The organism is Pseudoalteromonas sp. B131b, assembly GCF_037162545.1.
GTDB classification, from domain to species: domain Bacteria; phylum Pseudomonadota; class Gammaproteobacteria; order Enterobacterales; family Alteromonadaceae; genus Pseudoalteromonas; species Pseudoalteromonas fuliginea.
Map to the genome: position 1 here is coordinate 487139 of NZ_JARLUZ010000001.1, position 24302 is coordinate 511440.

Annotated in this window: 20 protein-coding genes, 1 tRNA gene and 3 pseudogenes; 5 read left to right on the forward strand and 19 right to left on the reverse strand. The window is 38.1% G+C overall.

The features are described from left to right. Positions 1-14: 14 nt before the first annotated feature. Positions 15-248: pseudogene (locus tag P4S65_RS02370) on the forward strand (site-specific integrase); the annotation flags it as partial. Between the two features lie 36 nt (positions 249-284). Here P4S65_RS02370 and P4S65_RS02375 read toward each other — a convergent pair. The 5 genes from P4S65_RS02375 to P4S65_RS02395 form a co-directional block, all read right to left on the reverse strand. Next, positions 285-1439 carry a PIN domain-containing protein gene (locus P4S65_RS02375; RefSeq protein ID WP_337119504.1) on the reverse strand — a complete coding sequence of 385 codons (1155 nt, stop codon included), beginning with the start codon at positions 1437-1439 and terminating at the stop codon, positions 285-287. A 112-nt stretch (positions 1440-1551) separates the two neighbouring features. Continuing rightward, entirely contained in the window at positions 1552-2052 is a 501-nt protein-coding gene (locus P4S65_RS02380) for a RipA family octameric membrane protein (RefSeq protein WP_337119505.1), read from the reverse strand. Positions 2053-2369: 317 nt separating this feature from the next. Next, positions 2370-2446 (reverse strand) — tRNA-Ile (locus tag P4S65_RS02385). Between the two features lie 280 nt (positions 2447-2726). Further along, positions 2727-2885 carry a YqaE/Pmp3 family membrane protein gene (locus P4S65_RS02390; protein ID WP_002957822.1) on the reverse strand — a complete coding sequence of 53 codons (159 nt, stop codon included), beginning with the start codon at positions 2883-2885 and terminating at the stop codon, positions 2727-2729. Between the two features lie 64 nt (positions 2886-2949). Continuing rightward, entirely contained in the window at positions 2950-3516 is a 567-nt protein-coding gene (locus tag P4S65_RS02395; protein WP_007376001.1) for a BON domain-containing protein, read from the reverse strand. A 316-nt stretch (positions 3517-3832) separates the two neighbouring features. Here P4S65_RS02395 and P4S65_RS02400 point away from each other — a divergent pair, with 316 nt between their 5' ends. Continuing rightward, complete coding sequence (locus tag P4S65_RS02400; RefSeq protein WP_337119506.1) at positions 3833-4498, forward strand: LiaF domain-containing protein; 666 nt, start codon at positions 3833-3835, stop codon at positions 4496-4498. 321 nt (positions 4499-4819) lie between these two features. Here P4S65_RS02400 and P4S65_RS02405 read toward each other — a convergent pair whose 3' ends face one another. Then, a complete protein-coding gene (locus P4S65_RS02405) occupies positions 4820-5236 on the reverse strand; it encodes a VOC family protein (RefSeq protein ID WP_096793846.1) in 417 nt (138 codons plus the stop codon). A gap of 234 nt (positions 5237-5470) precedes the next feature. Here P4S65_RS02405 and suhB point away from each other — a divergent pair, with 234 nt between their 5' ends. Then, positions 5471-6274, forward strand: coding sequence for an inositol-1-monophosphatase (gene suhB / locus P4S65_RS02410; RefSeq protein WP_007375998.1), 804 nt, complete (start codon positions 5471-5473; stop codon positions 6272-6274). 121 nt (positions 6275-6395) lie between these two features. Here suhB and P4S65_RS02415 read toward each other — a convergent pair whose 3' ends face one another. The 7 genes from P4S65_RS02415 to queA form a co-directional block, all read right to left on the reverse strand. After that, entirely contained in the window at positions 6396-7205 is an 810-nt protein-coding gene (locus P4S65_RS02415; RefSeq protein ID WP_007375997.1) for a substrate-binding periplasmic protein, read from the reverse strand. Positions 7206-7222: 17 nt separating this feature from the next. Continuing rightward, positions 7223-9007: a GGDEF domain-containing protein gene (locus P4S65_RS02420; RefSeq protein ID WP_008138895.1), complete on the reverse strand. Its 1785-nt coding sequence runs from the start codon at positions 9005-9007 to the stop codon at positions 7223-7225. A gap of 132 nt (positions 9008-9139) precedes the next feature. After that, positions 9140-10087 carry a protein translocase subunit SecF gene (gene secF, locus P4S65_RS02425; RefSeq protein ID WP_096793847.1) on the reverse strand — a complete coding sequence of 316 codons (948 nt, stop codon included), beginning with the start codon at positions 10085-10087 and terminating at the stop codon, positions 9140-9142. A 9-nt stretch (positions 10088-10096) separates the two neighbouring features. Beyond that, a complete protein-coding gene (secD, locus tag P4S65_RS02430; protein WP_008138893.1) occupies positions 10097-11956 on the reverse strand; it encodes a protein translocase subunit SecD in 1860 nt (619 codons plus the stop codon). Between the two features lie 19 nt (positions 11957-11975). Beyond that, on the reverse strand, positions 11976-12314 hold the full coding sequence (gene yajC / locus P4S65_RS02435; protein ID WP_007375993.1) for a preprotein translocase subunit YajC: 339 nt from the start codon (positions 12312-12314) through the stop codon (positions 11976-11978). A 26-nt stretch (positions 12315-12340) separates the two neighbouring features. Further along, a complete protein-coding gene (gene tgt / locus P4S65_RS02440) occupies positions 12341-13468 on the reverse strand; it encodes a tRNA guanosine(34) transglycosylase Tgt (RefSeq protein WP_007375992.1) in 1128 nt (375 codons plus the stop codon). A 270-nt stretch (positions 13469-13738) separates the two neighbouring features. Next, positions 13739-14770, reverse strand: a complete 1032-nt coding sequence (gene queA / locus P4S65_RS02445; RefSeq protein WP_007375991.1) for a tRNA preQ1(34) S-adenosylmethionine ribosyltransferase-isomerase QueA — start codon at positions 14768-14770, stop codon at positions 13739-13741. A gap of 185 nt (positions 14771-14955) precedes the next feature. On the opposite strand from queA, the gene P4S65_RS02450 reads away from it, so the two are divergent. Further along, positions 14956-17469 carry an EAL domain-containing protein gene (locus P4S65_RS02450; protein ID WP_337119507.1) on the forward strand — a complete coding sequence of 838 codons (2514 nt, stop codon included), beginning with the start codon at positions 14956-14958 and terminating at the stop codon, positions 17467-17469. 200 nt (positions 17470-17669) lie between these two features. Beyond that, positions 17670-17882: a hypothetical protein gene (locus P4S65_RS02455; RefSeq protein WP_007375989.1), complete on the forward strand. Its 213-nt coding sequence runs from the start codon at positions 17670-17672 to the stop codon at positions 17880-17882. A gap of 18 nt (positions 17883-17900) precedes the next feature. On the opposite strand, the gene P4S65_RS02460 is transcribed toward P4S65_RS02455, so the two are convergent. The 6 genes and pseudogenes from P4S65_RS02460 to pstA all read right to left on the reverse strand — a co-directional run bounded on the left by P4S65_RS02460 (position 17901) and on the right by pstA (position 24296). Then, a complete protein-coding gene (locus tag P4S65_RS02460) occupies positions 17901-18827 on the reverse strand; it encodes a hydrogen peroxide-inducible genes activator (RefSeq protein ID WP_007375988.1) in 927 nt (308 codons plus the stop codon). Positions 18828-18909: 82 nt separating this feature from the next. Continuing rightward, entirely contained in the window at positions 18910-20178 is a 1269-nt protein-coding gene (locus P4S65_RS02465) for an inorganic phosphate transporter (RefSeq protein ID WP_007375987.1), read from the reverse strand. 39 nt (positions 20179-20217) lie between these two features. Next, positions 20218-20894: pseudogene (locus tag P4S65_RS02470) on the reverse strand (TIGR00153 family protein). A gap of 150 nt (positions 20895-21044) precedes the next feature. Beyond that, positions 21045-21746 carry a phosphate signaling complex protein PhoU gene (gene phoU, locus P4S65_RS02475; RefSeq protein ID WP_007375985.1) on the reverse strand — a complete coding sequence of 234 codons (702 nt, stop codon included), beginning with the start codon at positions 21744-21746 and terminating at the stop codon, positions 21045-21047. A 46-nt stretch (positions 21747-21792) separates the two neighbouring features. After that, positions 21793-22620, reverse strand: coding sequence for a phosphate ABC transporter ATP-binding protein PstB (gene pstB, locus P4S65_RS02480; RefSeq protein WP_007375984.1), 828 nt, complete (start codon positions 22618-22620; stop codon positions 21793-21795). 27 nt (positions 22621-22647) lie between these two features. After that, a pseudogene (gene pstA, locus P4S65_RS02485) lies at positions 22648-24296 on the reverse strand (phosphate ABC transporter permease PstA). Between the last annotated feature and the right edge of the window lie 6 nt (positions 24297-24302).

Genomic DNA, 24302 nt, shown 5'->3' on the forward strand with positions numbered 1-24302 from the left:
GGCCAAAATCACTGTACCACTACAGTTATGATATTGGTGGTGGTCATAAATGGTCATGCTCATTCTCAAAAGCATCTAGTCGCACACTCTTTTTTTCTAATGGCGGTCATGGCCTCAGGCATAGCTACGCACAAGAGAGAATGAATGAATTAAAAAACTTAGGCTTAAGTAGAGCAACAGCTCTCGAAACTGTGTCGCAAGAGCTAGGTCATTTCAGGGCTGAAGTTACTGAGGTTTATTTAAGGTAGGCTATTACACAAAATTAGTTACATCCTCTCCCAAGATTAATCTTCATCTAAAATTAATTCACACGACTTTAAGTCAAAATTAACTCTAATTGTTTCTTCGTTTTGCTTAATATTTCTCATTAAGACCTTAACAACTGATTCATCAAAACTTTCGTCAAAAACTATTTCTATTTGTCCAAAAAAGCGCACTCTATAATCTTCATATAAATCACAGATACCATCTCCATTCATACTCTCTATATCAACAGTTCTGCTTTTATCATTTTCTATTTCTAGGTAAGTACTGTAATCGGTAATAAAATGGACTGTAGTATCGATTTCAAACGAGAGGTCACCAACAAAGTTTTGTGCTGTTAATGGATAAAGGTTATTAATTGAAAGGTTTTCGATGTTTTCATTTATTTCTGAGTTTATTTCAACATTATAGACTCGTTCAGCTATAAGCTCTTTATTCAAGAGCGCATCATCGTCTAAATATATCCAACTAATTTCACCACTTAAATTACTAAAATATTCATAAAAATAAGTAATTGCTTCATCACTAACCAAATACTCTTTAACAATTTCAACTTTTTCTGCTTTGTCTTTTAATGCTTCAACAGCTTCGGCCTTAAAGAAATCAGATAAACTATCAAATATATTGATTGATGAGTTTTTCTCTAGGTACTTCCGGAAAACACCATCTTTTATTATAATTGAAACTTCACCGACATCACTAATAAGCTTCTCTATACATGTGTTTATCATAGCATCAGGTATATCATCTCTACTTTTTATGCTTCGATAGACTCCCTTACCGTTGAAGTAATCATTCATTACAGAATTAATGTCTTCAGGGTTAAATGCCAATTCGGTTACACGATAATTCTTAGCCCAATCACTAAATTCTACATTCATCTCTTCTGCGACTAGGTCTATTTTAGCTCTAATTGAATTTTCAATCTCATTTAAGTCAGCTTTAAACTCTTCAGATAACTCGAAATTTGGAGCTATTATCTTTAGCCCATTTGCAGACTTAAGCATAGCTTCTGTTGTTGTATTAGTTCTTTTTGTTATAAATTCATATTTGACTAGCTCTGGGATATATAAATGAACAAATTCAACATCTATTAATTTTTTTAGTAATTGCATTCGACCAGAGTTCAACCCTTCTTGATGCAATATATTTGTGTCTAATATTAGTTTAATCATCTTATATCCGATCTTATTGGTGCCAATACATCTTTAGCGGCTGCCTGTAGTAAAGATAGAATTACGTTTGCAAATGCTAGTACAAAAAAGAACCGGCAGTGGCTTTAGCAATTTACCGTAAGTTTAAGATTTCCATAGTAATCAGTGATAACCACAATACTATAAAAGTAATAGAAAGTAGTTCCATCATGAAACTGACCGATGGCTTTTTTAGCAAAATCATATCAAACAGTTTTCTAATACCTGAATGGTCACTAAATCTAATACTTTCTTTTACATCGTTGTTGATTTCACCCCAATCAGATGAAAATAGTTTATTAGTGAGATTTAAGGATTCTTCGGTAAGATGAAGCCTCCTCTCCCAACGAGACTGCCAAAACTTCCCGCCGATGTTAACGAACAACCAAAGTATAGCTACAACAAGACCAAAAAAACCAAGGAGTAACTGGTGACTATCACCAGCTTTCAAGAAAAAGCCTGCTGCAACAGCTGTATTTAACACTAAAAAGTAGTTTGATCGCTTCCAAAACAGCTCTATTTCCATGTTCCTAGTATCCAGTGCTATTTTATATACTTCAAACTTGCTCACTGAATCCCCGCTTTGCTTTCCCATAGCAACTCCTTAAAGTAACTCTATACTTTTAACTTACTAAAATAAATGTAGTTTAGCTATATCATCTAGTAATTGGATCGCATACTTTTAGCAAATTGCTAGCAATAATTGAATGACTTCTAAACATAAAAATTCGCATTCAATTTACTTCAAGACCTATGAATAGCAATTTAGACGAATATTCCTTTTATTTACCTGAAATTCAAAAGTTACTCTATAAAATTAATTTGCTAGAATAAAAAGTAGCACAGAGGTAGCACAGAGGTAGCACAGGGTAATTTCGGTTAGTAGGTATTTACTTGGAAAGCTTTGAAAAGTGGTGGCCCCTCCCAGACTCGAACTGGGGACCTAACGATTATGAGTCGTGTGCTCTAACCAACTGAGCTAAGGGGCCAACTTTTATATAACTGCTAGGCAGTTAATTTTTGAAGCGTTCAGTCACAGAGCGACTAAAGCGGGTTGCAGTATAAAAACTTTTTGGGGGCTTGTCACTACTAAAAACCTTTATTTTAACAATCAGTAAGCTAACTGCTTAAATAGTAATCTTTTATGAGGGAGTAATGTGTAAAAATGAGGGAATTTAAGAGAAGGGATTCATGCAAGCCAATTAAAAGTGCCTATTTAAGCTGTATTTAAAATTGACTTACACAACTAATAATACAAATAACACAACGTTACTTTTTAGCAATAATATAAATGGCGTGTATTAACCCTGGGAAATAACCTAGCAGTGTTAATAAAATATTTAACCAAAAATGCATACCTAAGCCTACTTGCAAAAATACACCTAGTGGCGGTAATAAAACTGACAATATTATACGAATGATATCCATAACTTAACTCCTTTAAAATTAAAAAACAAAAAGCCCAGATTCACTGGGCTTTGAGTATAGTGCATTATTCAGCAACGATAGATAATTTATCTACCACGTCGCGCACATCTTCAGCATTTTTGGCAATTTTAACCGCTAGCTGTTTTTCAGCTTCAGATTCTACAGAACCGTTTAGAGTTACAATACCGTTATCGGTATCAACATCGATGTCTGTACCACCAACTTCTGAGTCAAATAGGAAGCGTGTTGTGATTACGGTGGTGATTTTAGCGTCTGTTAGGTCGTTATCACCATCATCCATCATGTCTTTGTCTGTGTTTTTGGTATCCATGTTTTTTACAACAGTCAGGCTGTTTTCAACATCGGATACGCCATCTAGGCTAAGTACAAGTTCTTCTGCTAACTCTTTTTCAATTTCGCTATCAACTTTACCTGTAAGTACTACCTTGCCATTTTTTACATCAGTGTTAATGTCAAAGTTGTTTAGATTAGTGTTCATAAGTAGCACTGTTTCTGCCTTACCATCAATCCAAGCATCTTTACTTTCGTTTTCCCAGCTGTTTGCTTGGGCACTCATAGCCGTAGTACCAAGAACTAAAGCCGCGATAATAGATTTGTTAAATGTTTTCATAATCTTTCTCCTTTTGATTAAAGACACTTTAACTAATGCGAACTTTAGGCCAACTAAATTTAACATTTAAATTCAATGAGTTGGGAATTTAAATCAACTCATTTCATGTTATAGCCGTGTAACTATTTACAGACTCATCGGTAAAACTTTCTCACATTGTGAAAATAGCTAGATAATTGCTGTTTTGGTTAATCTATCGTTAATATAACAAAACTAAAAACAGACTGAAAAATTAAGCCTCTGATAATTATTGAAATTATATTTGGTACGCCGTTTGCTTACTCACTACCAATAGTAAATATAATAAGGAATACCCATGTCTGTAAAAGTTGAAGACCGCCCAATAGAGCAAGTACGCGAACAAGTGATTGATCAATTAATTTATAATTACAGCCATGGCGTTATTTCAGTGGATGCATTTGAAAGACGCTTAGATGAGGCTATGGATGCAAGTAGTAATGAAGCTTTGTTAATCCTAGTTGAAGACTTAACACTTAATACCGATCAGCAATATAAAGCAGAAAAACAATCGCAATTTACTCCACATTATAGTGCACAGCAAAACAGCGATGATGATTTTACGCTACGCAGCATTTTGGGTTCTAACGAGCGCAGCGGCCAATGGGTTGTGCCAAAAAATATATACTTAACCAATTTTATGGGCTCTGTAGTGCTTGATTTTACTGATGCCATTTTTACCCATCAAAATGTAACGATTCACGTTAACTGTATTTTTGGTAGCGATGAAATTTATGTACCCGAGCATGTAAATGTAGTCTCTAAAATGTTTTGTATTTTAAGCAGCCTTGAAAACAAGTCGGTATCGCTTAACAAGCGCCAAGGACCCACTATTCATATTGAAGGTAAAGCAGTAATGGGGTCGATTGAAGTTAAAATAAAACGCACCATAAAAGAGAAGTTTATGAGCTTTGCAAACGAGCTAAAAACACAACTTGGCGTTAATAATAACCGCTCATTATAATTTATCTAGCAGCGCGTTAGAGTCGATTGACCTTTAAGGTCAGATATTGCCTTAATTAGGTGTGTTTAATCGCTGCCCGAGATTTGTAACCTAAATAACCCGAACTCTGGATAATAAATCGATCTCAAGCAACTATTTTCAGTGCTAACTGCAGTCCTAGGTAGAGCCTTTCGTTAGCCTGTGTTTGGCATTTATACGTTGTTATTACCTATTTATAGGGAATAAGTACACCACATAGGTGTGTTCTACTAAAAACCAAACACACGGCTTAAAATTCAACTTCGAAAGATAAATAAGCCTAAGTTACTGCCTGACGTTTTATTATAAATCGTTATTTCGCTCGCTTGGTATATCACTTAAATATTCTACAAACTCTACTTCAAATCCAGCCGGATCGATAAAATAAACATTTTTTCTAAATGGGTTGTCACCGCCTTGTTTATCTATTTTAAAACCAACTTGTTGCAAACGCTTTACTACTGCATCTAAATTTTGAGTAACGTAAGCAAAGTGCGCTAAACCTAATTGATGGCCTGCTAAATCTCGGTTTTCACCTTCACCATGATCGCTCATTGCAATGTATTGTGTGTCATCACCAAAATGCACCCAGCGCCTTGGTTTACCATGCCAAGTGCCCCTACCTTCACTTCGGATTGACCAATAAGGGAATACCGCTTGATAAAATTTAATCATATCCTCAATATTATTAACCACTAAATTGACATGTTCTAAATACATAATGTGTCCTTCTTGATTGAGTATGCAAACACAATAAAACCTCAAGTTAACTTTAGGTAAAGTGGTTTTTTAGATTTATTTAAATTTTATACAGCCGCAAATATATATGCAGAACAATAAAGTATAAAAAACACACAAAAGTATTTAGGGTTTATTGTTTACTTTATGGCAGAAATCGCTAAAATACGCCGGCTGAAATATATAAACGTTCTTTTACAACCCAAAGGTAACTCCATGCATCCAATGTTAAACATTGCGGTTCGCGCTGCGCGTAACGCAGGCAAAATTTTACTTCGCGCAAGTGAAGATTTATCAAAAGTTGAAGTGCAACAAAAAGGCGCTAACGACTTAGTAACTAACATTGATAAAGAAGCTGAAGCCGTAATTCGTGACACTATTTTACAATCTTACCCAACTCACTCGATTGTTGGTGAAGAGTTAGGTGAGCATAAAGGCAAGGATGATGATTACCAATGGATTGTAGATCCTATCGATGGAACAACTAATTTCATCAAAGGCATCCCTCATTACGCGGTTTCTATCGCACTTAAAGTTAAAGGTCGTTTAGACCAAGCTGTTATTTATGATCCAATTCGTGGTGAGCTTTTCACTGCTTCTCGTGGTCAAGGCACTCAACTTAACAGCAAACGTCTTCGTGTAAGCAAAACTACCGTTCTTGCGGGCACTGTACTTGCTACTGGTTTCCCTTTCAAAAATAAAAACCACATGGATGCATACACTGAAGCGTTTAAAGCATTGTTTGTACACACTGCTGATATTCGTCGCGCAGGTTGTTCTGCACTAGATATGGCATACGTTGCAGCGGGTCGTGTTGATGGATTTTTTGAAATTGGTTTAAAACCGTGGAATTCTGCAGCGGGCGAACTAATGGTTAAAGAAGCCGGCGGTATGGTTGTAGATTTTGCTGGTGGTAATAACTATAGCCACAGCGGTAATATCATCTGTGGTTCACCAAAATTGACTCAAGCAATTATTCGTGAAATTCGCCCAGTATTAACTGAGTCGTTACTTCGCTAATTTAATGCTACTAATACTAATCTGCATAAGTATTTGAACAATTTAACGAATTAAATTTCCCTACCTAAGTAGATTGGTACAGCAGTATACTAAAAAGGAGCTCAGGCTCCTTTTTTTGTGTCTAAAAATAAGGGTTATCAAGCTTAAGCTCTATTGTTTTACCTTTTGTGTAAGGTAATGAATTAAGCTCTGTCGCGAAATACTCATAAAATAGCGCATCAAATTCACCATTTTTTTGCATGATCTTAAGCCCTTTTTCAATCGCTTGAGCCAGTTCGGGTTTATTTTTTGAGACAAAATAATAAAGCCCAGTTGGATAGCTAATGTATAAATCTGGCACTATTACTAAATTCTTATCTTTTAAATCCATAAGCTCTGAATTAACTTCGATGAATGAGCGCGGAAAATAATCAATCCGCCCCTGACTTGTTAATGCAAACATCGAGTTTAAATTAGAAAGTGGCCTAACACTTAGTCCATTGTTAACTAATATCCGCATGTCAGGCCAATCATGACCTTGCACTGCAATAAGCATTGATAATTGCTCAACAGAGGTAATACCTTTAAATTTATCTACATTTTTTGTATTCGTAAGCAGTGCTCTTTTACCAATATACCCTTTAAATAAAGGGATTTTAATTGCAATCGCCAACGACTCTCGCTCAGGGCTACTCATACTCCAATATAAATCAAGGGCGTTCCCATCAAGTGCCATAAGATTTCGTTGTTGATGAGGGTGAACTGGCACTAAATTTATTTCAGCTGAGTAATCTGCTCTGATAAGTGCTTTTGAGAGTAATTCATTGAGGTAGTCGTCACGCGTAAAATGCGAGTGTTGATCTTGAGGGACATTAATAATATTGACTTCGCTTGCTATAGCACTACACACAAACAAGCTTACAACGCTAACCAGATACTTAAATGGCAACATAATAATCACCTACTTTGTTAAACTACCTTTTTACTATTTGCTAAACGCACCACCGCTGGTGTAGGCCTTCTTCGCTTACAGATAAAAAGATAGCTATGACGGTATCGTTTGGCCTCTTTTTTAGCATCAGTCGCTAATGCAGCTACTTGATGACTATTTTTACACTGTTGTAAATCAGGTTCAACCAAACCAATCGATAAGGTCAGTAAAGGGACAAATTGCTTTTCACCTTCGCGATTTGTAGCCCAGTATCCTTTGCTTTTAATATGCTCAGGAGTAAAAAATAGCTGTGACTGCAATTCAAACCGTTCAATAATTGTATTGCAAATTGTAACTGCATCACTTTGGTCAAACACAACCATAAAGTCATCACCGCCAATATGTCCTACAAAGTTAGCACTGTTTGTGCAAGCTTGCACTGTTACATCGGCTAATAATTTAATTACACTATCACCGCTGGCATAACCATATAAGTCATTAAATTGTTTAAAGTGATTTAGGTCTATATAAGCTAATGAAAATTTTAACTTATTACGCAGCCTTTGCTCTATAGCTTCATTTATAGCAACATTACCTGGTAGCATAGTAAGCGGATTAGCGTGCTGTGCGTGGCGAATTTTTTCTTCGGTAATATGTTTTAAAATATCTCTCAGTGGCGCTAATCCCAAGTATTTATTATTGCGTGTAATAACTATATGCCTGCGTATATCAAAATCCTGATCTGTTATTTGCTTACTTACGACATCAAGCATTTGATTCTCGTCAACGACTAATGGTTGCTTGTCCATTAATTCTGTAACTGGGCGTTTATCATAAAGTGCGTGCCCGTAGGGGGCCGCAAATACTTCCGTTAGCTGATCTTTATGAAGTAAACCAATTGGCTGGTCATCTTGATTTAATACTGGGATACTAATAATTGATTTGTCTTGCTCAAATAGCTTGTGAGCATCCTTACAGCGTGTTTCGCTATCAATTGCTGACTGAGTTAAAGCAAGATACCCTATTGCCATTGATTGCTCACAGAGCGCCTTTGCTTTAAATGTTAGTGCTTGTATTTGCTCAGAACTAAAGTCATAACTTGGTCGTAAACTGGGCCTTTCGAGTAAAAATCCCTGTACGTTACTAATGCCTAAGCTCTCAACTAACGCCAGCTCCTCCGGACGCTCAATACCTTCTGCAATAACGGCTGTATTAGTTGCTTTAGCAAGTATAGTGATTGATTTTAAAAACTCTTTTTTAACGTCACTCTCATCACAAAAATCAATAAAATAGCGATCTATTTTTACAAAATCTGGACATAACTCAGACCACTGCTTTAACCCTGAGTAGCCAGCGCCTAAATCATCAATAGCAATGGTAAAACCAAGCTCTCGATAATGAGCAATTGTTTTTAAAAGTAAAAACCCATCATCAACTTTCTCTTGCTCAGTAACCTCAATCACAACTCTGTTCGCAGCTAATCCAAATTGCTCAATTAAATGCAACGTTTCGCCTTTGGGGTGACACGGATCGAGTAAAGTTTTAGGGCTTACATTTAAAAAGAGCTTGCCTTGGAGGTTTAATTTTACAAAGTTTTCGATTGCTTTAGAGCGACATAATAATTCAAGTTCTGAAATTAATGCATGCTGATGAGCCACTTCAAATAATTTATTCGGCATTTCAAGTGGACTATTTTTAGGACCGCGACTGAGCGCTTCGTAACCAATAATACTTTGATTAGATATATTAAAAATAGGCTGAAATAATGTCGTTATTTCAGCATTATTTAAAATATACTCTAAAACTTTGTGTTGTACGGTCACGTCGGACTCTAATTATAATTTGATAAGAATAATAAAGTAGCAAGCCTGTATTACAATTTTATTGCACTGAAATAAACGCCACGCAATAAAAAACCGCTCAACAGAGCGGTTTTTTTAACAGTTACACAACCATTACGGCATAGCGTCTTGATCTGCACCTTCTTTTTCAATTACTTCTGGTATTAAATCTTCTTTGCTTACGCCCATTGCAAGTGCAACAGAGCTGGCAACATAAATAGAAGAATAAGTACCAATAAACACACCAAATAACAATGCAGTTGCAAAGCCATGAATAGTTTGTCCGCCCCATGCAAACAAGGCAATCAATACTAAAATAGTGGTGATTGATGTTACAAGTGTACGGTTAAGTGTTTGGGTAAGTGAAATATCAATAATTTCAACTGTGTCGTCAATGCGTACTTTACGGAAGTTTTCACGAATACGGTCCGACACAACAATGGTATCGTTAAGTGAATAACCAATTACCGCAAGAATTGCCGCCAATATAGTTAAATCAAACTCTAAACCTAATATAGAAAACAAACCTACAGTAATAATAACATCGTGTAATAGTGCACCTACCGCACCCACAGCGAAGCGCCATTCAAAGCGAAATGCAACATAGATTAAGATACAAATAAGTGCAGTTAACATGGCTAGGCCACCCTGCTCTTTTAAATCTTCACCAACACTTGGGCCAACAAATTCAATGCGGCGCATTACTACGCTGTCGTCTGCTTTTTTAAGTGCGTCGATTACTTGGTTACCAATTACTTCAGCTTTTACATCGCTACCGCGTGGCGCTAAGCGAACTAAAATCTCTTGGCTTGAACCAAACAATTGTACCGAAGCATCAGCAAAGCCATTTTCAGCTAGCGCATCACGTACTTTTTTAAGGTCAGCAGGTTGTGAAAAACCAACTTCTACAGCAGTACCGCCTGTAAAATCTAAACCAAAGTTTAAGCCTTTAACAAAAATTGATGCAAACGACGCTAAAATTAGTAACGTCGAAAAACCCATAGCCACTTTTCGAAGAGACATGAAACGAAGGGTTCTACTACCCAAACTTAAAATTTGCATGTCTGCTCCTTAAATCGAAAGTTTATCAATGCGTTTACCACCAACAAATAAGTTGATTACCGCACGGGTACCAACGATGGCTGTAAACATTGAAGTTAAAATACCTATCGCAAGTGTCACTGCAAAGCCCGCAATTGGACCAGTGCCCACTGCAAACAGTATAATGGCAGCAATTAGTGTCGTGATGTTGGCATCAAATATAGTGCTAAATGCGCTATCGTAACCAAAATGAATCGCTTGTTGAGGGCTACGGCCATCGGCCAGCTCTTCACGAATACGTTCAAAAATAAGTACGTTAGCATCAACCGCCATGCCTACGGTTAATACAATACCGGCAATACCAGGTAGCGTAAGTGTAGCGCCCGGAATTAAAGACATAACACCTACAATTAGTACTAAATTAGCCGCAAGCGCAAGGTTTGCAACCATACCAAAACCTTTGTAGTACACAAGCATAAACACAAGTACAAACGCAAAGCCAAGTGCAACCGCAGTCATACCCGCTTCAATATTTTCTTGTCCTAAGCTTGGACCTACTGTGCGCTCTTCAACAATTTGAATTGGCGCTACAAGTGCACCAGCACGAAGTAGTAAACTTAAGTTATGTGCTTCTGCTGGATTATCAATGCCGGTAATACGGAACGAGCGATCAAGACGAGCTTGAATCGTTGCCACGTTAATAACTTCTTCAACTTTAATAGGTGGAAGTGCTTTACCGTTAGCATCTTTTTTACCTGATGGCTTGTATTCAATAAATACCGTTGCCATACGCTTGCCAATAGCACGTTTGGTAAAGGCATTCATTTTTGCCCCACCTTTGCTATCTAGCGTAATACTTACTTGCGGACGTTGGTATTCATCAGCGCCAGATTGCGCGCCCGTAATATGGCTGCCCTCTAAAATAATACGCTTTTTAAGTACAACAGGGTAACCGTCGCGGCTCATGATCATTTCAGTACCCGCTGGAATACGACCTTGAGCAGCAGCACTTGCATCGGCATTTTCGTCTACTTCACGAAATTCAAGTGTTGCTGTCGCACCTAAAATTTCTTTAGCGCGTGCTGTATCTTGAATACCGGGTAGTTGAACAATAATACGCTCAGCGCCTTGGCGTTGTACGTTAGGCTCTGCAACACCAATTTGGTTGATACGGTTACGAATAATCGTTTCATTTTGCTTGATAGCGTAGTCACGAATTTCTTTGAGTTTTTGCTCACTCATTGTTGCAAAAAATGCTTTATCGTTGCTGCTATCATCAATGTAAACGTTTAGCGGGTAGCGAGTTTCTAAGAAACTTTCTGCAGCATTTTTGTCTTCTTCGGTACGCATTTCTACACGCATACGTTCAGAGCCAGCTACACGGCGAACACTACGGTAACGTAGTTTTTCTTCGCGCAGATCACTGCGAAAATCTTGTTCCATTTGCTCAAGCTGGTTATCAACCGCTGTTGCCATGTCGATTTCCATGGTGAAATGTACGCCACCACTTAAATCAAGGCCTAACTTCATTGGGTTGCCACCAACCGCTTTTAACCAAGCTGGTTGAGCAGGTGCCATATTAATAGCAGAAATGTAATCATCACTAAGCGAATCACGCAGTAAATCTTGCGCTTTTAACTGCTCTTCAACATTTTTTAAACGAACTAAAATTTGTCCATCTTCAAGTATTGTCGATTTAGCGGTTACATTATTTTTTTTGAGGATTTCGTTTACTTTGTCTACAACACTGAGATCAACATCAGCACCTTTAGCACCTGAAACTTGTATAGCCGGATCGCGACCATACAAGTTTGGAGAAGCATATAAAAGGCCAATGGCTACCACAGCTAAAACAAGTAAATACTTCCAAACCGGAAACTTGTTTAACACGGGGTCGTCCTTATTATTTTTATAGCGACTTCATTGTGCCTTTTGGCAATACTGCAGATACAGATGATTTTTGTACTGTTACTTCTGCTTGCTCATTTAAAGAGATAACGATGAAATCTTTATCTTCAGAAATTTTAACTATTTTACCTACTAAACCACCTTGAGTTAGCACTTCGTCACCTTTAGCCATCGCATTCATTAGGCTTTTGTGTTCTTTAACACGATTAGCTTGTGGGCGATAAATCAAAAAGTAAAAAACTAAACCAAAAATAGCTAACATAATTAGCATTTGCATAGTGCCGCCGCCTGCCGCTGCTGCGCCTGTACTTGCTTGTGCGTTTGAAATAAATAAACTCATGATACTTCCTCTTTAATTTTTAAAGTTTAATTTTTTATATCTGCTAGCTCTGGCACATCTTGGCCTCGGCGAGCATAAAAATCTTTTACGAATTCTTCTAATTTACCTTCGCTAATTGCATTGCGTAAACCTTCCATAACACGTTGATAGTAACGTAAATTATGAATTGTGTTTAGTCGCGCACCTAAAATTTCGTTACATTTATCAAGGTGATGCAAATAAGCTCGTGAATAATTCCCACACGTATGGCAATCACACTCAGGGTCAAGTGGCCCTGTATCTGTTTTATGCACTGCGTTACGTATTTTAACCACACCTGTGGTAATAAATAAATGACCATTACGTGCATTACGCGTTGGCATAACACAGTCAAACATATCAATGCCTCGGCGAACCGACTCAACTAAGTCCTCTGGTTTGCCTACACCCATAAGGTAACGAGGTTTGTCTTCTGGCATTTTAAACGCACAGTGATCAAGAATGTTCATCATTTCGTTTTTAGGCTCGCCTACTGATAGGCCACCTAATGCATAACCGTCAAAACCAATGTCTTCAAGACCGGCTTGTGATTGTGCACGTAATTCTGGGTACATACCACCTTGAATAATACCAAACAAAGCAGATGGGTTGTCGCCATGACCTTCTTTAGAGCGCTTAGCCCAACGAAGAGATAGCTCCATAGAATCTTTAGCTTCTTTTTCAGTCGCTGGATACGGCGTACATTCGTCAAATATCATTACAATATCTGAACCTAAATCGCGTTGTACTTCCATCGATTTTTCAGGTGACATCATAATTTCATCACCATTTACAGGTGATTGAAATAATACGCCCTCTTCAGTGATTTTACGCATTGCGCCTAGGCTAAATACCTGAAAACCGCCTGAGTCAGTTAAAATAGGGAAATCCCAGTTCATAAAGTCATGTAAATCACCATGCTGCTTAATGATCTCAGTACCTGGGCGAAGCATTAAGTGGAAGGTATTACCTAAACAAATTTGTGCACCAGTCGCTTTTACTTCATCTGGCGTCATACCTTTTACAGTACCGTAAGTACCAACAGGCATAAATGCAGGTGTTTCTATCACACCACGGTCAAAAATCAAGCGGCCACGGCGCGCTTTTCCGTCAGTACGGTCTAATTCAAATTTCATATCATCCTCAATGTCAGAAAAACAGTCCAACAAGCTATAATTTAACCGCTCGATTCTACCCTTTTTGACCAGCCAATACTATTAGCTGCGGTAAATTCAATACTGATAACTTCATTCAAATAAAAAACCCCAGCAACTTAACTGGGGTTTGTAATCATTTTTACTGATAATTTAATACTTAACCTGAACCCTGGATAATAAGTCTGTCTCAAGCAACTATTTTCAGCGCTAACTGTGTTGAATTTACTTGCAATAGGGCCGGTTACTTAACTATTTACGTGTTAAAAACATCGCGTCGCCATAACTAAAAAAACGATACTGCTGTTCAATTGCCGTGTTATACGCACCCATAATGTTGTCTTGCCCGCTAAAGGCGCTCACTAACATTATAAGCGTTGATTCCGGTAGGTGAAAATTAGTAACCATGGCATCCACTACATTAAACTGATAACCCGGATAAATGAATATATCTGTATCACCAAAGTAAGTGTCTAGCTTGCCACCATGTACTTTTGCTGCAGATTCTAATGAACGCACTGAGGTTGTACCAACGGCAATAACGCGCCCACCTTTCGCTTTAGTTTTTGCAACAGCCGCTACCACATCTTCTGGCACTTCAATGTATTCGGAATGCATTATATGATCGTCAACACTGTCAACACGCACTGGCTGAAAAGTACCTGCACCAACATGCAAGGTAACAAAAGCCATTTGCACGCCCTTATCCTTTAATGCAGCCATTAACTGTTTATCAAAATGTAAACCAGCAGTAGGCGCTGCCACTGCCCCTGGTTTTTCACCATAAACTGTTTGATAGCGCTCACGATCTGCCTCGTTATCAGGACGGTCGATATAAGGCGGTAATGGCATGTGTCCAATGTCGTTTAATATATCAAGTACGTTTTGACTGTGATCAAATTCAAGCTCAAATAACGTGTCATGCCGTGCAACCATTATTGCCTTGGCCTTACCTTCTAAAATAACTTCATTACCAGGCTTTAATGATTTGCTAGCACGGACATGTGCAAGCACACGATGTTCATCAAGTACACGTTCAACTAATACTTCAACTTTACCACCTGATGCTTTTTGACCAAACATGCGTGCAGGGATTACTCTGGTATTATTAAAAACCAGTAAGTCGTTTTCATTTACCAGTTCAAGTATGTCACTAAAGACTTTGTGTTCTACACTACCACTAGGCCCATCTAGGCTAAGTAAACGACTACTCGTACGATCCGGCTTAGGAAAGCGAGCTATTAATTCATCAGGTAAGTCAAAGCTAAAATCAGCTACGCGCATAGTTAGTAATCCACATCATTTAAAATCGCGCCAAGTGTATATCTATCGCCTATCAAGCTCAAGAAATCCCCTTATATTCTGCAAAATTGAAGTACGCAAGCCTACGAATGACCATTAATTTTCTTGTTCTTCAATCAAAAAATCACTATTCTTATTCGGTTAAATAAATATGGGTTGAGAAATACGTGGTAGAGCAACTTAAATTGCTAATATTAAACGCAAGTCGTGCTGAACGCCTTACTATTCGTGCCACTTTAGAGAGCCTGAATGTTTTTGCTTTTATTGAAGTACAAGACAGCCAACAAGCTTTAAAACTATTAAAGCAACAGCCTGTTGATATTATTATCACGGGCCTCAATGTCGGTAAAATAGATGGTTGGCGCTTTTCACGGATGATCCGTTCGGGTTTATTAAAAACACCAAAGAATACGCCGATACTACTCATCCCTCCCATTTATTGTGAACGCATCGCAGAAACAACTGCGCGTAGTTATGGTATTGATGCCGTACTGCCTTTTGAGCAACAAGACATGCTGCCACAGGTTTTGGCTAATGTGCTGTCGACACATTTAGAAAAAAGTAGCCGCTTAAACCTCTTATTACTTGAGCCACTGCAAGATAAAGCCAATGATATTAGCGCACAACTAAAGCTAAACTTTGCAATTACACATACAACAACAAGCAAAGAAGCGCTAAACGCTTACTACCAGCAAAAATTTGCCATCGTACTGTTAGATGCCACAGCCGCAAGAGCTGAAACGTCGAGTGTTTTAGTAGAAGAGATTTTGCAACATAACCCAAAACAGGCAATTGTAACAATTATAGATAATGATGATGCAAATTATGCAGAGCAGCTCTTATTATCAGGTGTTACCGATTTTATTCGTGCCCCCTACGACCCTTCTTTTTTAAATAAAGTATGTGACCACGCAGCACGTCGAGAAGACTTTATGGTCAGTTATGCTGAATTTGCCAACAAAGTTGAGCAATTGAGTGTAAGTGAAGTGAAATATAAAGAGTTATTCTCAGCCCACCAACGCATTCTATTACACTTAAATACCGTGGTACTTGAACTTGATCAACTAGGTAAAATACGCTTTATAAATCCAGCTTGGGAAACACTAAGTGGTCATGGCGTAAAACCAACACTGCAAAAACCTTTAACCGCATTTTGTATTAATGAATGCCAAGAAAAATTACAAAATACGATTTGTGATATTTTAGGGGGTGAAAATCAGCAACAAGTAGAAATTAAGTTACAGCACAAAAATGGCACTCAAATTTGGGTAGAATGCAGGTTTCAACTGATCAAAAATAGTCGTAATACAGCAACAATTACCGCCACAATCGACAATATTCATGAGCGAAAGCAAGCTGAATTACAGTTACGCCATTTAGCGCATCACGATCCACTTACAGGCTTACATAACCGCTATTATTTTGATCAACAACTTAATCGTATCTGCCAACCAAAGCACACTTTCGATGATATAGAACATGCTATTATTTATATCGATCTTGATCACTTTAAAATAATAAATGACAGTAAGGGCCACCACCAGGGCGATATTGTCTTAAAAGAAGTGGCTCAACTGTTTAAAGACAATATCGGTGATGAACACCTTGTTTGCCGTATTGGCGGTGATGAATTTGCTGTTATTTTAACAAACATGAACTTATTAGAAGCGCATTTAGTGGCCGAAGGTGTTTGTATCGCAATTGAACAACATACTTTTAAATCAGAGGATCAAGTTTACACAATAAGCTGCTCTATTGGCTTAGCTCAAATAACATCTAAAAATTGCGATCCCAATGAATGCTTAAAACAAGCCGACATCGCCTTATATATAGCTAAAAATTTAGGTCGAAATTTAGTCCACTGTTATTCAAAAGAAGACTCGCAAAATAAGACATTGCAAACAGGTTTGGAATGGGGTCACGAAATCCGCCAAGCATTACAACAAGATAATATAGAGCTTCATTATCAGCCTATTTGGGACTTCAAACAAAGTAAAGTTGCTTACTTTGAAGTGCTGCTACGATTAAAGCTCAATGATAAACTTGTGTACCCCAATCAATTTATTCCATCGCTTGAAATGTTAAACGATACATTTTTGATGGATCAATGTGTTATTCGCAACACGCTTGCTTGTGTTGAAAAACACCCAGAATTAAATCAAGTCGCAATTAATCTATCAGCACAATCATTTTTAGATGAACGATTACTGCCGCTTATAGAGTCAAGCTTAGAAAAATATCAAGTATCACCTACTCGTATTATTTTTGAAATTACTGAATCTGCAAGTATTAATAATCTAAAAGCAACACGTAAGATGATTGAGAAGCTCAATAGCTTAGGTTGTCACTTTTCTATAGATGACTTTGGTACCGGCTTTAGTACTTTTAATTATTTAAAGCAGCTTCCCGCACAGCATGTAAAAATTGACGGCTCATTTGTACGTGACATGCTTAACGACCCCATCGATTTAGCGTTAGTAAAAGCAATTAATGATATAAGCCGGTCACTCGATAAGCGTTCTGTGGCTGAGTATGTTGAAAATAAAGATATATTTTTTGCACTAAAAGAGATTGGTGTGGATTACGGACAAGGCTACTTTATTGCACGTCCTATGGCGGTTGAAAAAGTAAAGACAGAGCTTGAAAATATTTTAAAAAATAAAGTTTTTTACCAACAATAACCTAGCTCATATTAAGCATTAATAAACAATTTTAAGCATTTTATTACTATCATTATTATCTTTTTTACCTATACTTTCCTCATCACAATACGAATGTCACGTTATTTAAAGGATTACGCTTAACAAACATGACATTACCTATTGCAAATACAGAACCCTAAATCACGGGCTGTTTTAAAATAAGGTTTGAGGAGATAAATATGACGCAATTGATTATCTTATTACTACTTATTCACTTTGCAATAGCGTATCAATGCTATCGATACGCGAGCATAAAGGGCTACCCAATTCGAGTATTTACAGTATTAGGTTGCATGCCTTATTTTAATTTAGTGGTGTGGATCTATTTATTATTTTTACCGGAGCTAGAACCTTTTGAACACCATAACCATGATCAAAAGCAGCCTCTTTAGGCTGCTTTAACATTTAAATCACTTTGTTTTATTAAACTCCAAACTACATTGGCGTTGTAAAAACACCTCAAGCTGCTGACTAAATAACTTAAAGTCGCGAATTCGTCCTGTTGTTTTACGCCACAATATACCGATATCACGGTATGCATCGCTTTGCGATGGTGTCGCTGTCATATTTTTATTATCTAAAATCCCTGCATTAATTGCCATTTGCGGTAAAAAAGTCACGCCAAGTTGATGTTCAACCATGCTAAGCAAAGTATGCAAGCTTGCTGCTTCAAATGGATTAATACAACTAGCACGATTTAAGTGACACGCACTAAGCGCATGCCCTGTCATACAATGCTCACGCTCCAGTAAGAATACACTCGCATCTGGTAGCAAATTAAAGTCCTCTACCCCCTTTGCAGGCATATATTCTTTATGATGCACTAAGCTAAAATGATCTTTTGCCAAAATTTGAGTATGAAACTTATCCGTTTCGTATGGTAAGGCTAATAGCGCTAAATCAATATGACCATGCTCGAGCTTGTCGAGTAGTTTATCGCTCGTGTCTTCTATCAATACCAGCTCTAAGTCGCAAAAAGTTTGTTTGCAAAAGTGATAGAGCGGCGCAGCAATAAAGCTCGCTATAGTCGGTATTACACCCACGGTTAACTTACCGCTGAGGGGAGTTAAAAAGCTTTTAGTCAGCTCTTTTAAGCTAATTGTATCATTAATTATTTTACGAGAACGCTCTACAACTTCTTCGCCGATGCTGGTAAACATAAGGCTACGATTTTCTCGCTCGATGAGCTGACAACCAAGTGTTTCTTCAAGGTTTTGAATCGCACTACTTAAAGTGGATTGACCTATAAAGCACGCGCTCGCGGCACGCCCAAAGTGTTGATGTTGATGAACAGCTAATAAATACTGTAGCTGTTTGATGCTTGGAAGATTGGTCATTTTTTCTTTCCACAAATAAAAAGACCCCAACACCTAGGGCGTTGAGATCTTTTCAAGCTAAAAGTCTTTAAGTACTTTTTTGTTAAACCCCAAAAGCGGTTCTTAGTACGTAGAAAATAACAATAGCAAGGGCAGCACCAACTGGCAACGTAATTACCCAAGAAACTACAATGTTTCTGATTACGCCCATATTAAGTGCTCCAATTCCACGTGCCATACCTACACCTAATACCGCGCCAACTAAGGTCTGAGTAGTAGAGATTGGCATACCAGTACCTGATGCAATAACAACCGTTGAAGCAGCAGCTAGTTCAGCAGCAAAACCACGGCTAGGCGTTAAATGTGTAATGCCTTCACCAATTGTTTTAATTACTTTTTTACCTAAAATAGCAAGACCGGCCACAATACCAAAACCACCAAGCGGTAGAATCCACCATGCAATAGCGGCTTTCTTAGCAATTTCACCATTGTTTTCAACAATGTTTACAACAGCAGCTAGTGGACCAATAGCATTAGCAACGTCATTAGAACCATGGGCGAATGCCATACAACATGCAGTTAATACCATTAATACAGCAAATACTTTTTCAACATTGTTGAACTGCATTTGCTTATCCGCTTGAGGATCAATCTTCAAACGAGAAATAGCAATTTTACCAATAATACCCACAATAACCGCAATAGCGATAGAAAGTGCATAGCCTTCAACAGCACCTAAATCTATGCCAACATGCTTTAAGCCTTTTTTAATTGTAACTAAAGCCATAATAAAGCCCGCTAGACCCATATAAAGCGGTACATAACGTTTAGCATTTTTAAGTGGAGCGTCTGTATCAAAAATAAGCTTTTGCGCACTCATAAATATTAAGTATGCAATAAAGCCTGATATAGCCGGTGTTATAATCCAACTACCAACAATACCACCTACTTTATCCCATTGGATTGCCTCAGTACCAACAGCAACTAAAGCAAAACCAATGATTGCGCCAATGATTGAGTGAGTAGTTGATACCGGCCAACCTAGGAACGAAGCCATTAATAGCCATGTTCCGGCTGCAAATAAAGAAGCAATCATGCCCAGAACCATAAGCTCAGGAATATCTGCAAATGGTGCTGCATCAATAATTCCTTTACGGATTGTTGATGTAACCTCACCACCTGCTAAGTAAGCACCTGCAAATTCAAAAATCATCGCAATAAAAATTGCTTGTTTGATTGTAAGCGCTTTAGAACCTACTGAAGTACCCATAGCATTAGCAACGTCATTCGCGCCAATACCATAAGCCATAAAAAAGCCGACTGCTGCGGCAATTAAAATTAATACCGTGCCGTAAGATGCAATGATATCCATTGTGTAACCTTAATCTTTCGTAATTGAACTGATTTTAAATTAACGAGCTAACATCAGCTCAAGACGTGATCCTACGCGCTCTGCAATATCTGCAAGCTCGCCAACCCACTCAATGATTTTGTATAAAAACATTACATCAATTGGATTTAGCTCACCTTCTACAACTCGCAGTTGGCGACGTACTTTTATTTGCATTTCATCCGTGTCTTGTTCTATCGCATCCAATTCTACTAGCATTTTTTCTACTAAGGTCACTTCGCGACCTTTAAAACCAGTTTCTAGCAATTCTTCTAACTCATTAATTGCTTTAGATGCTTGTTTAGTTGCATCTACACAACGAGTTAAATAAGCAAGAAAATCAACTTGCATAACTTTAGGAATGGTCATTTCACGACCAATCACACGTCCAGCAATGTCTTTCGCTTTATTAGCAATTTTGTCTTGTTGGGTTACTAATTCGAGCAGATCTGTACGCTCTACCGGCATGAATAATCCACGCGGTAGCTGTAAACGTATATCTCTTTTCATATCATCGGCTTCACGCTCTAAATTACGAATAGTGATACGAAGCTCTTCTGCTTGTACCCACTCTTCTTTAAATACGTGATTAAAAAAGGTATCAAAGCTTTACTTGCTTGATGAACCTTCTTGATGTGTTCTTCCATAGGTTTGATAGGAGATTTTGCAAATACTCCTAAAAACGCGTTTGTAGGCATAACTGACCCTTTAATCAAATTGATATGCTTTGCAGCATGAATTTTACAGTATTCACAACGATTGTGAATGCTTTTTATTGCTTCACTTGTGCTAACAATGCACAAAGCGACACAAGGCCGCTTTAATACAAAAGAATGAAATAATTAAATTTATAGAGATTTTTCTATATCTTCTTGAGATGTATGACGAATATCTTTGCCATTTACGAAATATATAATGTATTCCGCAATATTTTGGCAACGATCTCCGATACGCTCAAGCGAACGCACAGACCACACTAAATCCATAATTTTCGGGATTGAGCGAGGATCTTCCATCATATAGGTCATTATTTGACGTGTAATGGCTTCATACTCTCTATCTACCTTTGCATCTTCCTTGTGAACCTGAAATGCACGTTGTACATCCATACGCGCAAACGCATCAAGCACATCATGAAGCATTTTTAATACTTGGCGACCCATATTTTCAATATTAACTAATAAATCTTGCTGATCTTTAGTAAATGAATCCAATGCCACTTTTGCAATGCGCTTTGCTTCATCGCCAATACGCTCTAAATCAGCAATCGTTTTTGCAATTGCAATTACTAACCGTAAATCACTGGCTGCTGGCTGACGACGAGCAATAATGCGAGTGCACTCTTCGTCAATGTTCACTTCCATAGCATTTACTTTGTAATCGTTCTGACGCACCTTTTGAGCAAGCTCTGCATCGTTACGACTAACGGCGTCAAGTGCGCTGCTTAGTTGTTGTTCAACGAGGCCTCCCATGCTTAATACATGGTTGCGTACATTTTCTAGCTCTTGATTAAACCGGCCAGAAATATGCTTATTGATATTATGTTCCATAATTGCCTTCTCTCTTAATCTTATACAACACGTTATAACGGGCTAATTAACCGTAACGACCGGTAATGTAGTCTTCGGTCTTTTTCTTAGTTGGTGTTGTAAATAAGGTATTTGTATCTGAATACTCAATCAATTCACCCATATACATAAAGGCTGTTTGATCAGACACTCGCGCTGCTTGTTGCATGTTATGTGTAACAATAACAACGGTAAATTTGTTTTTTAAATCGTTAATAAGCTCTTCAATTACCAACGTTGAAATTGGATCAAGCGCTGATGTAGGCTCATCTAATAGTAACACTTCTGGCTCAATCGCAATTGAACGAGCAATAACTAAACGTTGCTGCTGACCACCCGACAAACCAAACGCACTATCGTGTAATCTGTCTTTTACTTCATCCCACAATGCTGCACCACGAAGCGACTGCTCTACTACTTCGTCTAATTTACGTTTCTCTTTAATGCCTTGTAAGCGTAGTCCATATACCACATTCTCATAAATAGATTTAGGAAATGGGTTCGGACGCTGAAATACCATGCCTACGTTACGGCGAAGTGCGGCTACATCAACACTTTTATCATATATATTTTGCCCATGAAGTAATATCTCACCTTCAATTCGGCAAATATCAACCAAATCATTCATGCGGTTGATACAGCGCAGCAATGTTGATTTACCGCAACCCGATGGGCCGATAAACGCGGTTACTTGACCTTTAGGAATGTTCATATTCACTTTATTAAGTGCTTGCTTATCACCGTAGTAAAGATCGAGATTTTTAATCTCTAACGCTTTTTGATCGTCAGTTAAGTTTTCTAAATCTAACTTCAAGCCTAAATTTGCTTGGTTTACTTGTGGAGCGACTGTAATCATGTTTGTTACCTATAAAATCTTTACAAATTAGTGTTCAAGCGATCTGAATTTTTCACGTAAATGATTACGTATACCAATAGCCGTTATGTTAAGCGTAATAATCACCGACACTAATAAAAAGGCCGTTGCGTATACCAGCGGACGCGCCGCTTCAACATTAGGACTTTGGAAGCCAACATCGTAAATATGAAAACCTAAATGCATGAACTTTCTATCTAAGTGAAAGTACGGGAAGTTGCCATCCAGTGGTAATGTAGGTGCCATTTTCACAACGCCCACCAACATTAGTGGTGCAACTTCACCTGCAGCACGTGCAACTGCCAATATTAAACCGGTCATAATTGCAGGACTTGCCATTGGAATTACTATACGCCATAACGTTTCAACTTTTGTTGCGCCAAGTGCGAGTGAACCATCGCGCACAGTACTAGGAATACGAGATAAACCCTCTTCAGTCGATACAATAACAACAGGTAAAGTCAGTATAGCGAGCGTTAACGCCGACCACATTACACCAGGTGTACCAAATACTGGGGTTGGTGATGCTTCTGGATAAAATAATTGGTCTAAGCTGCCACCTAACATGTATACAAAAAAGCCAAGGCCAAATACACCGTATACAATTGAAGGAACACCCGCTAAGTTAATCACCGCGATGCGAATCATTTTAGTGATAGCATTTTTAGCGGCATACTCGTGCAAATAAATTGCAGCAACAACACCAAACGGCGTCACGATTACAGCCATCAACATAACCATAAACACTGTACCAAATATAGCAGGAAAAACGCCGCCTTCGGTATTTGCTTCACGTGGGTCATCAGATACAAACTTACCTAACTGTACAAAGTAGTGCCCTAACTTTGCAAAAAAGCCCATGTCGTTTGGAAACCAAACATCAAGTACTTGGTACATAGGAATAGTAACAATTTCACCGCGCATATCTTTTACGGTTACGTAGTCACGTTTAGCTTGCTTACGTAGTGCAAATAAATCTTTTTCAAGTACGCCATATTCGGCACGTAAATCAGCACGCGCTTGAGCAAGGTCTGCTACACGTTCATCTGTTAATGCGTTATCGAGTAAGTAGCCCTTTTCTTTTAAACGAAGACGCTCAAGTTCGTAGTTAATATGGCCTATATCGCCATTTTGTAAATCGAGTGCCTCATCGTTTAAATCAACAGCACGTTCAACAAGCTCATGTAGTATTTCTACTTTATCGCCAGCCACCGGCTTGCCATCTTTAATTACATTTTCTACATAGCCATAAAAGTTACCGTTTTTGCTACGTTCGAATACTGCAAGTGCCGCTGGCGTTGATTTATCTTTTATGTCAGTTTCTAATATCCAACGAAAATCTAAATCTACGTATTCCCGATTACCCGTTTTTATCAGTAAACGTTCAAACTCTTCTTTATCGAATGCAGATACATCAATACCCGTTGCCGTCAGACGCTCTTTAGGAACAAGTTCACGGTCGTAAATTTCACCTATTACGGTTTGTTTTGCAATTGACCCTTCAAGTTCAAACTGTACAACTTGAGAAGGCCAAAAAAACTTAATCCCTTCCAGGCTATCATTGCTAGGATACCTAGCACTGAAATTAAACTGATGCTCACTGCACCACCGGTCATCCAAATCCAAGGAGAACCAGACCTAAACCACTGCTTTATCATGTCGTG

What these genes read in the sequence shown, in the direction of transcription:
- P4S65_RS02465 (WP_007375987.1), bottom strand. Translation starts at nt 20,178, where the DNA reads ATGGATATCATTGCATCTTACGGCACGGTATTAATTTTAATTGCCGCA.
- P4S65_RS02390 (WP_002957822.1), bottom strand. Translation starts at nt 2,885, where the DNA reads ATGGATATCATTCGTATAATATTGTCAGTTTTATTACCGCCACTAGGT.
- P4S65_RS02380 (WP_337119505.1), bottom strand. Translation starts at nt 2,052, where the DNA reads ATGGGAAAGCAAAGCGGGGATTCAGTGAGCAAGTTTGAAGTATATAAA.
- queA (WP_007375991.1), bottom strand. Translation starts at nt 14,770, where the DNA reads ATGCGCGTAGCTGATTTTAGCTTTGACTTACCTGATGAATTAATAGCT.
- suhB (WP_007375998.1), top strand. Translation starts at nt 5,471, where the DNA reads ATGCATCCAATGTTAAACATTGCGGTTCGCGCTGCGCGTAACGCAGGC.
- pstB (WP_007375984.1), bottom strand. Translation starts at nt 22,620, where the DNA reads ATGATTACAGTCGCTCCACAAGTAAACCAAGCAAATTTAGGCTTGAAG.
- P4S65_RS02455 (WP_007375989.1), top strand. Translation starts at nt 17,670, where the DNA reads ATGACGCAATTGATTATCTTATTACTACTTATTCACTTTGCAATAGCG.
- P4S65_RS02395 (WP_007376001.1), bottom strand. Translation starts at nt 3,516, where the DNA reads ATGAAAACATTTAACAAATCTATTATCGCGGCTTTAGTTCTTGGTACT.
- yajC (WP_007375993.1), bottom strand. Translation starts at nt 12,314, where the DNA reads ATGAGTTTATTTATTTCAAACGCACAAGCAAGTACAGGCGCAGCAGCG.
- P4S65_RS02415 (WP_007375997.1), bottom strand. Translation starts at nt 7,205, where the DNA reads ATGTTGCCATTTAAGTATCTGGTTAGCGTTGTAAGCTTGTTTGTGTGT.
- phoU (WP_007375985.1), bottom strand. Translation starts at nt 21,746, where the DNA reads ATGGAACATAATATCAATAAGCATATTTCTGGCCGGTTTAATCAAGAG.
- secF (WP_096793847.1), bottom strand. Translation starts at nt 10,087, where the DNA reads ATGCAAATTTTAAGTTTGGGTAGTAGAACCCTTCGTTTCATGTCTCTT.
- tgt (WP_007375992.1), bottom strand. Translation starts at nt 13,468, where the DNA reads ATGAAATTTGAATTAGACCGTACTGACGGAAAAGCGCGCCGTGGCCGC.
- P4S65_RS02400 (WP_337119506.1), top strand. Translation starts at nt 3,833, where the DNA reads ATGTCTGTAAAAGTTGAAGACCGCCCAATAGAGCAAGTACGCGAACAA.
- P4S65_RS02375 (WP_337119504.1), bottom strand. Translation starts at nt 1,439, where the DNA reads ATGATTAAACTAATATTAGACACAAATATATTGCATCAAGAAGGGTTG.
- P4S65_RS02460 (WP_007375988.1), bottom strand. Translation starts at nt 18,827, where the DNA reads ATGACCAATCTTCCAAGCATCAAACAGCTACAGTATTTATTAGCTGTT.
- P4S65_RS02405 (WP_096793846.1), bottom strand. Translation starts at nt 5,236, where the DNA reads ATGTATTTAGAACATGTCAATTTAGTGGTTAATAATATTGAGGATATG.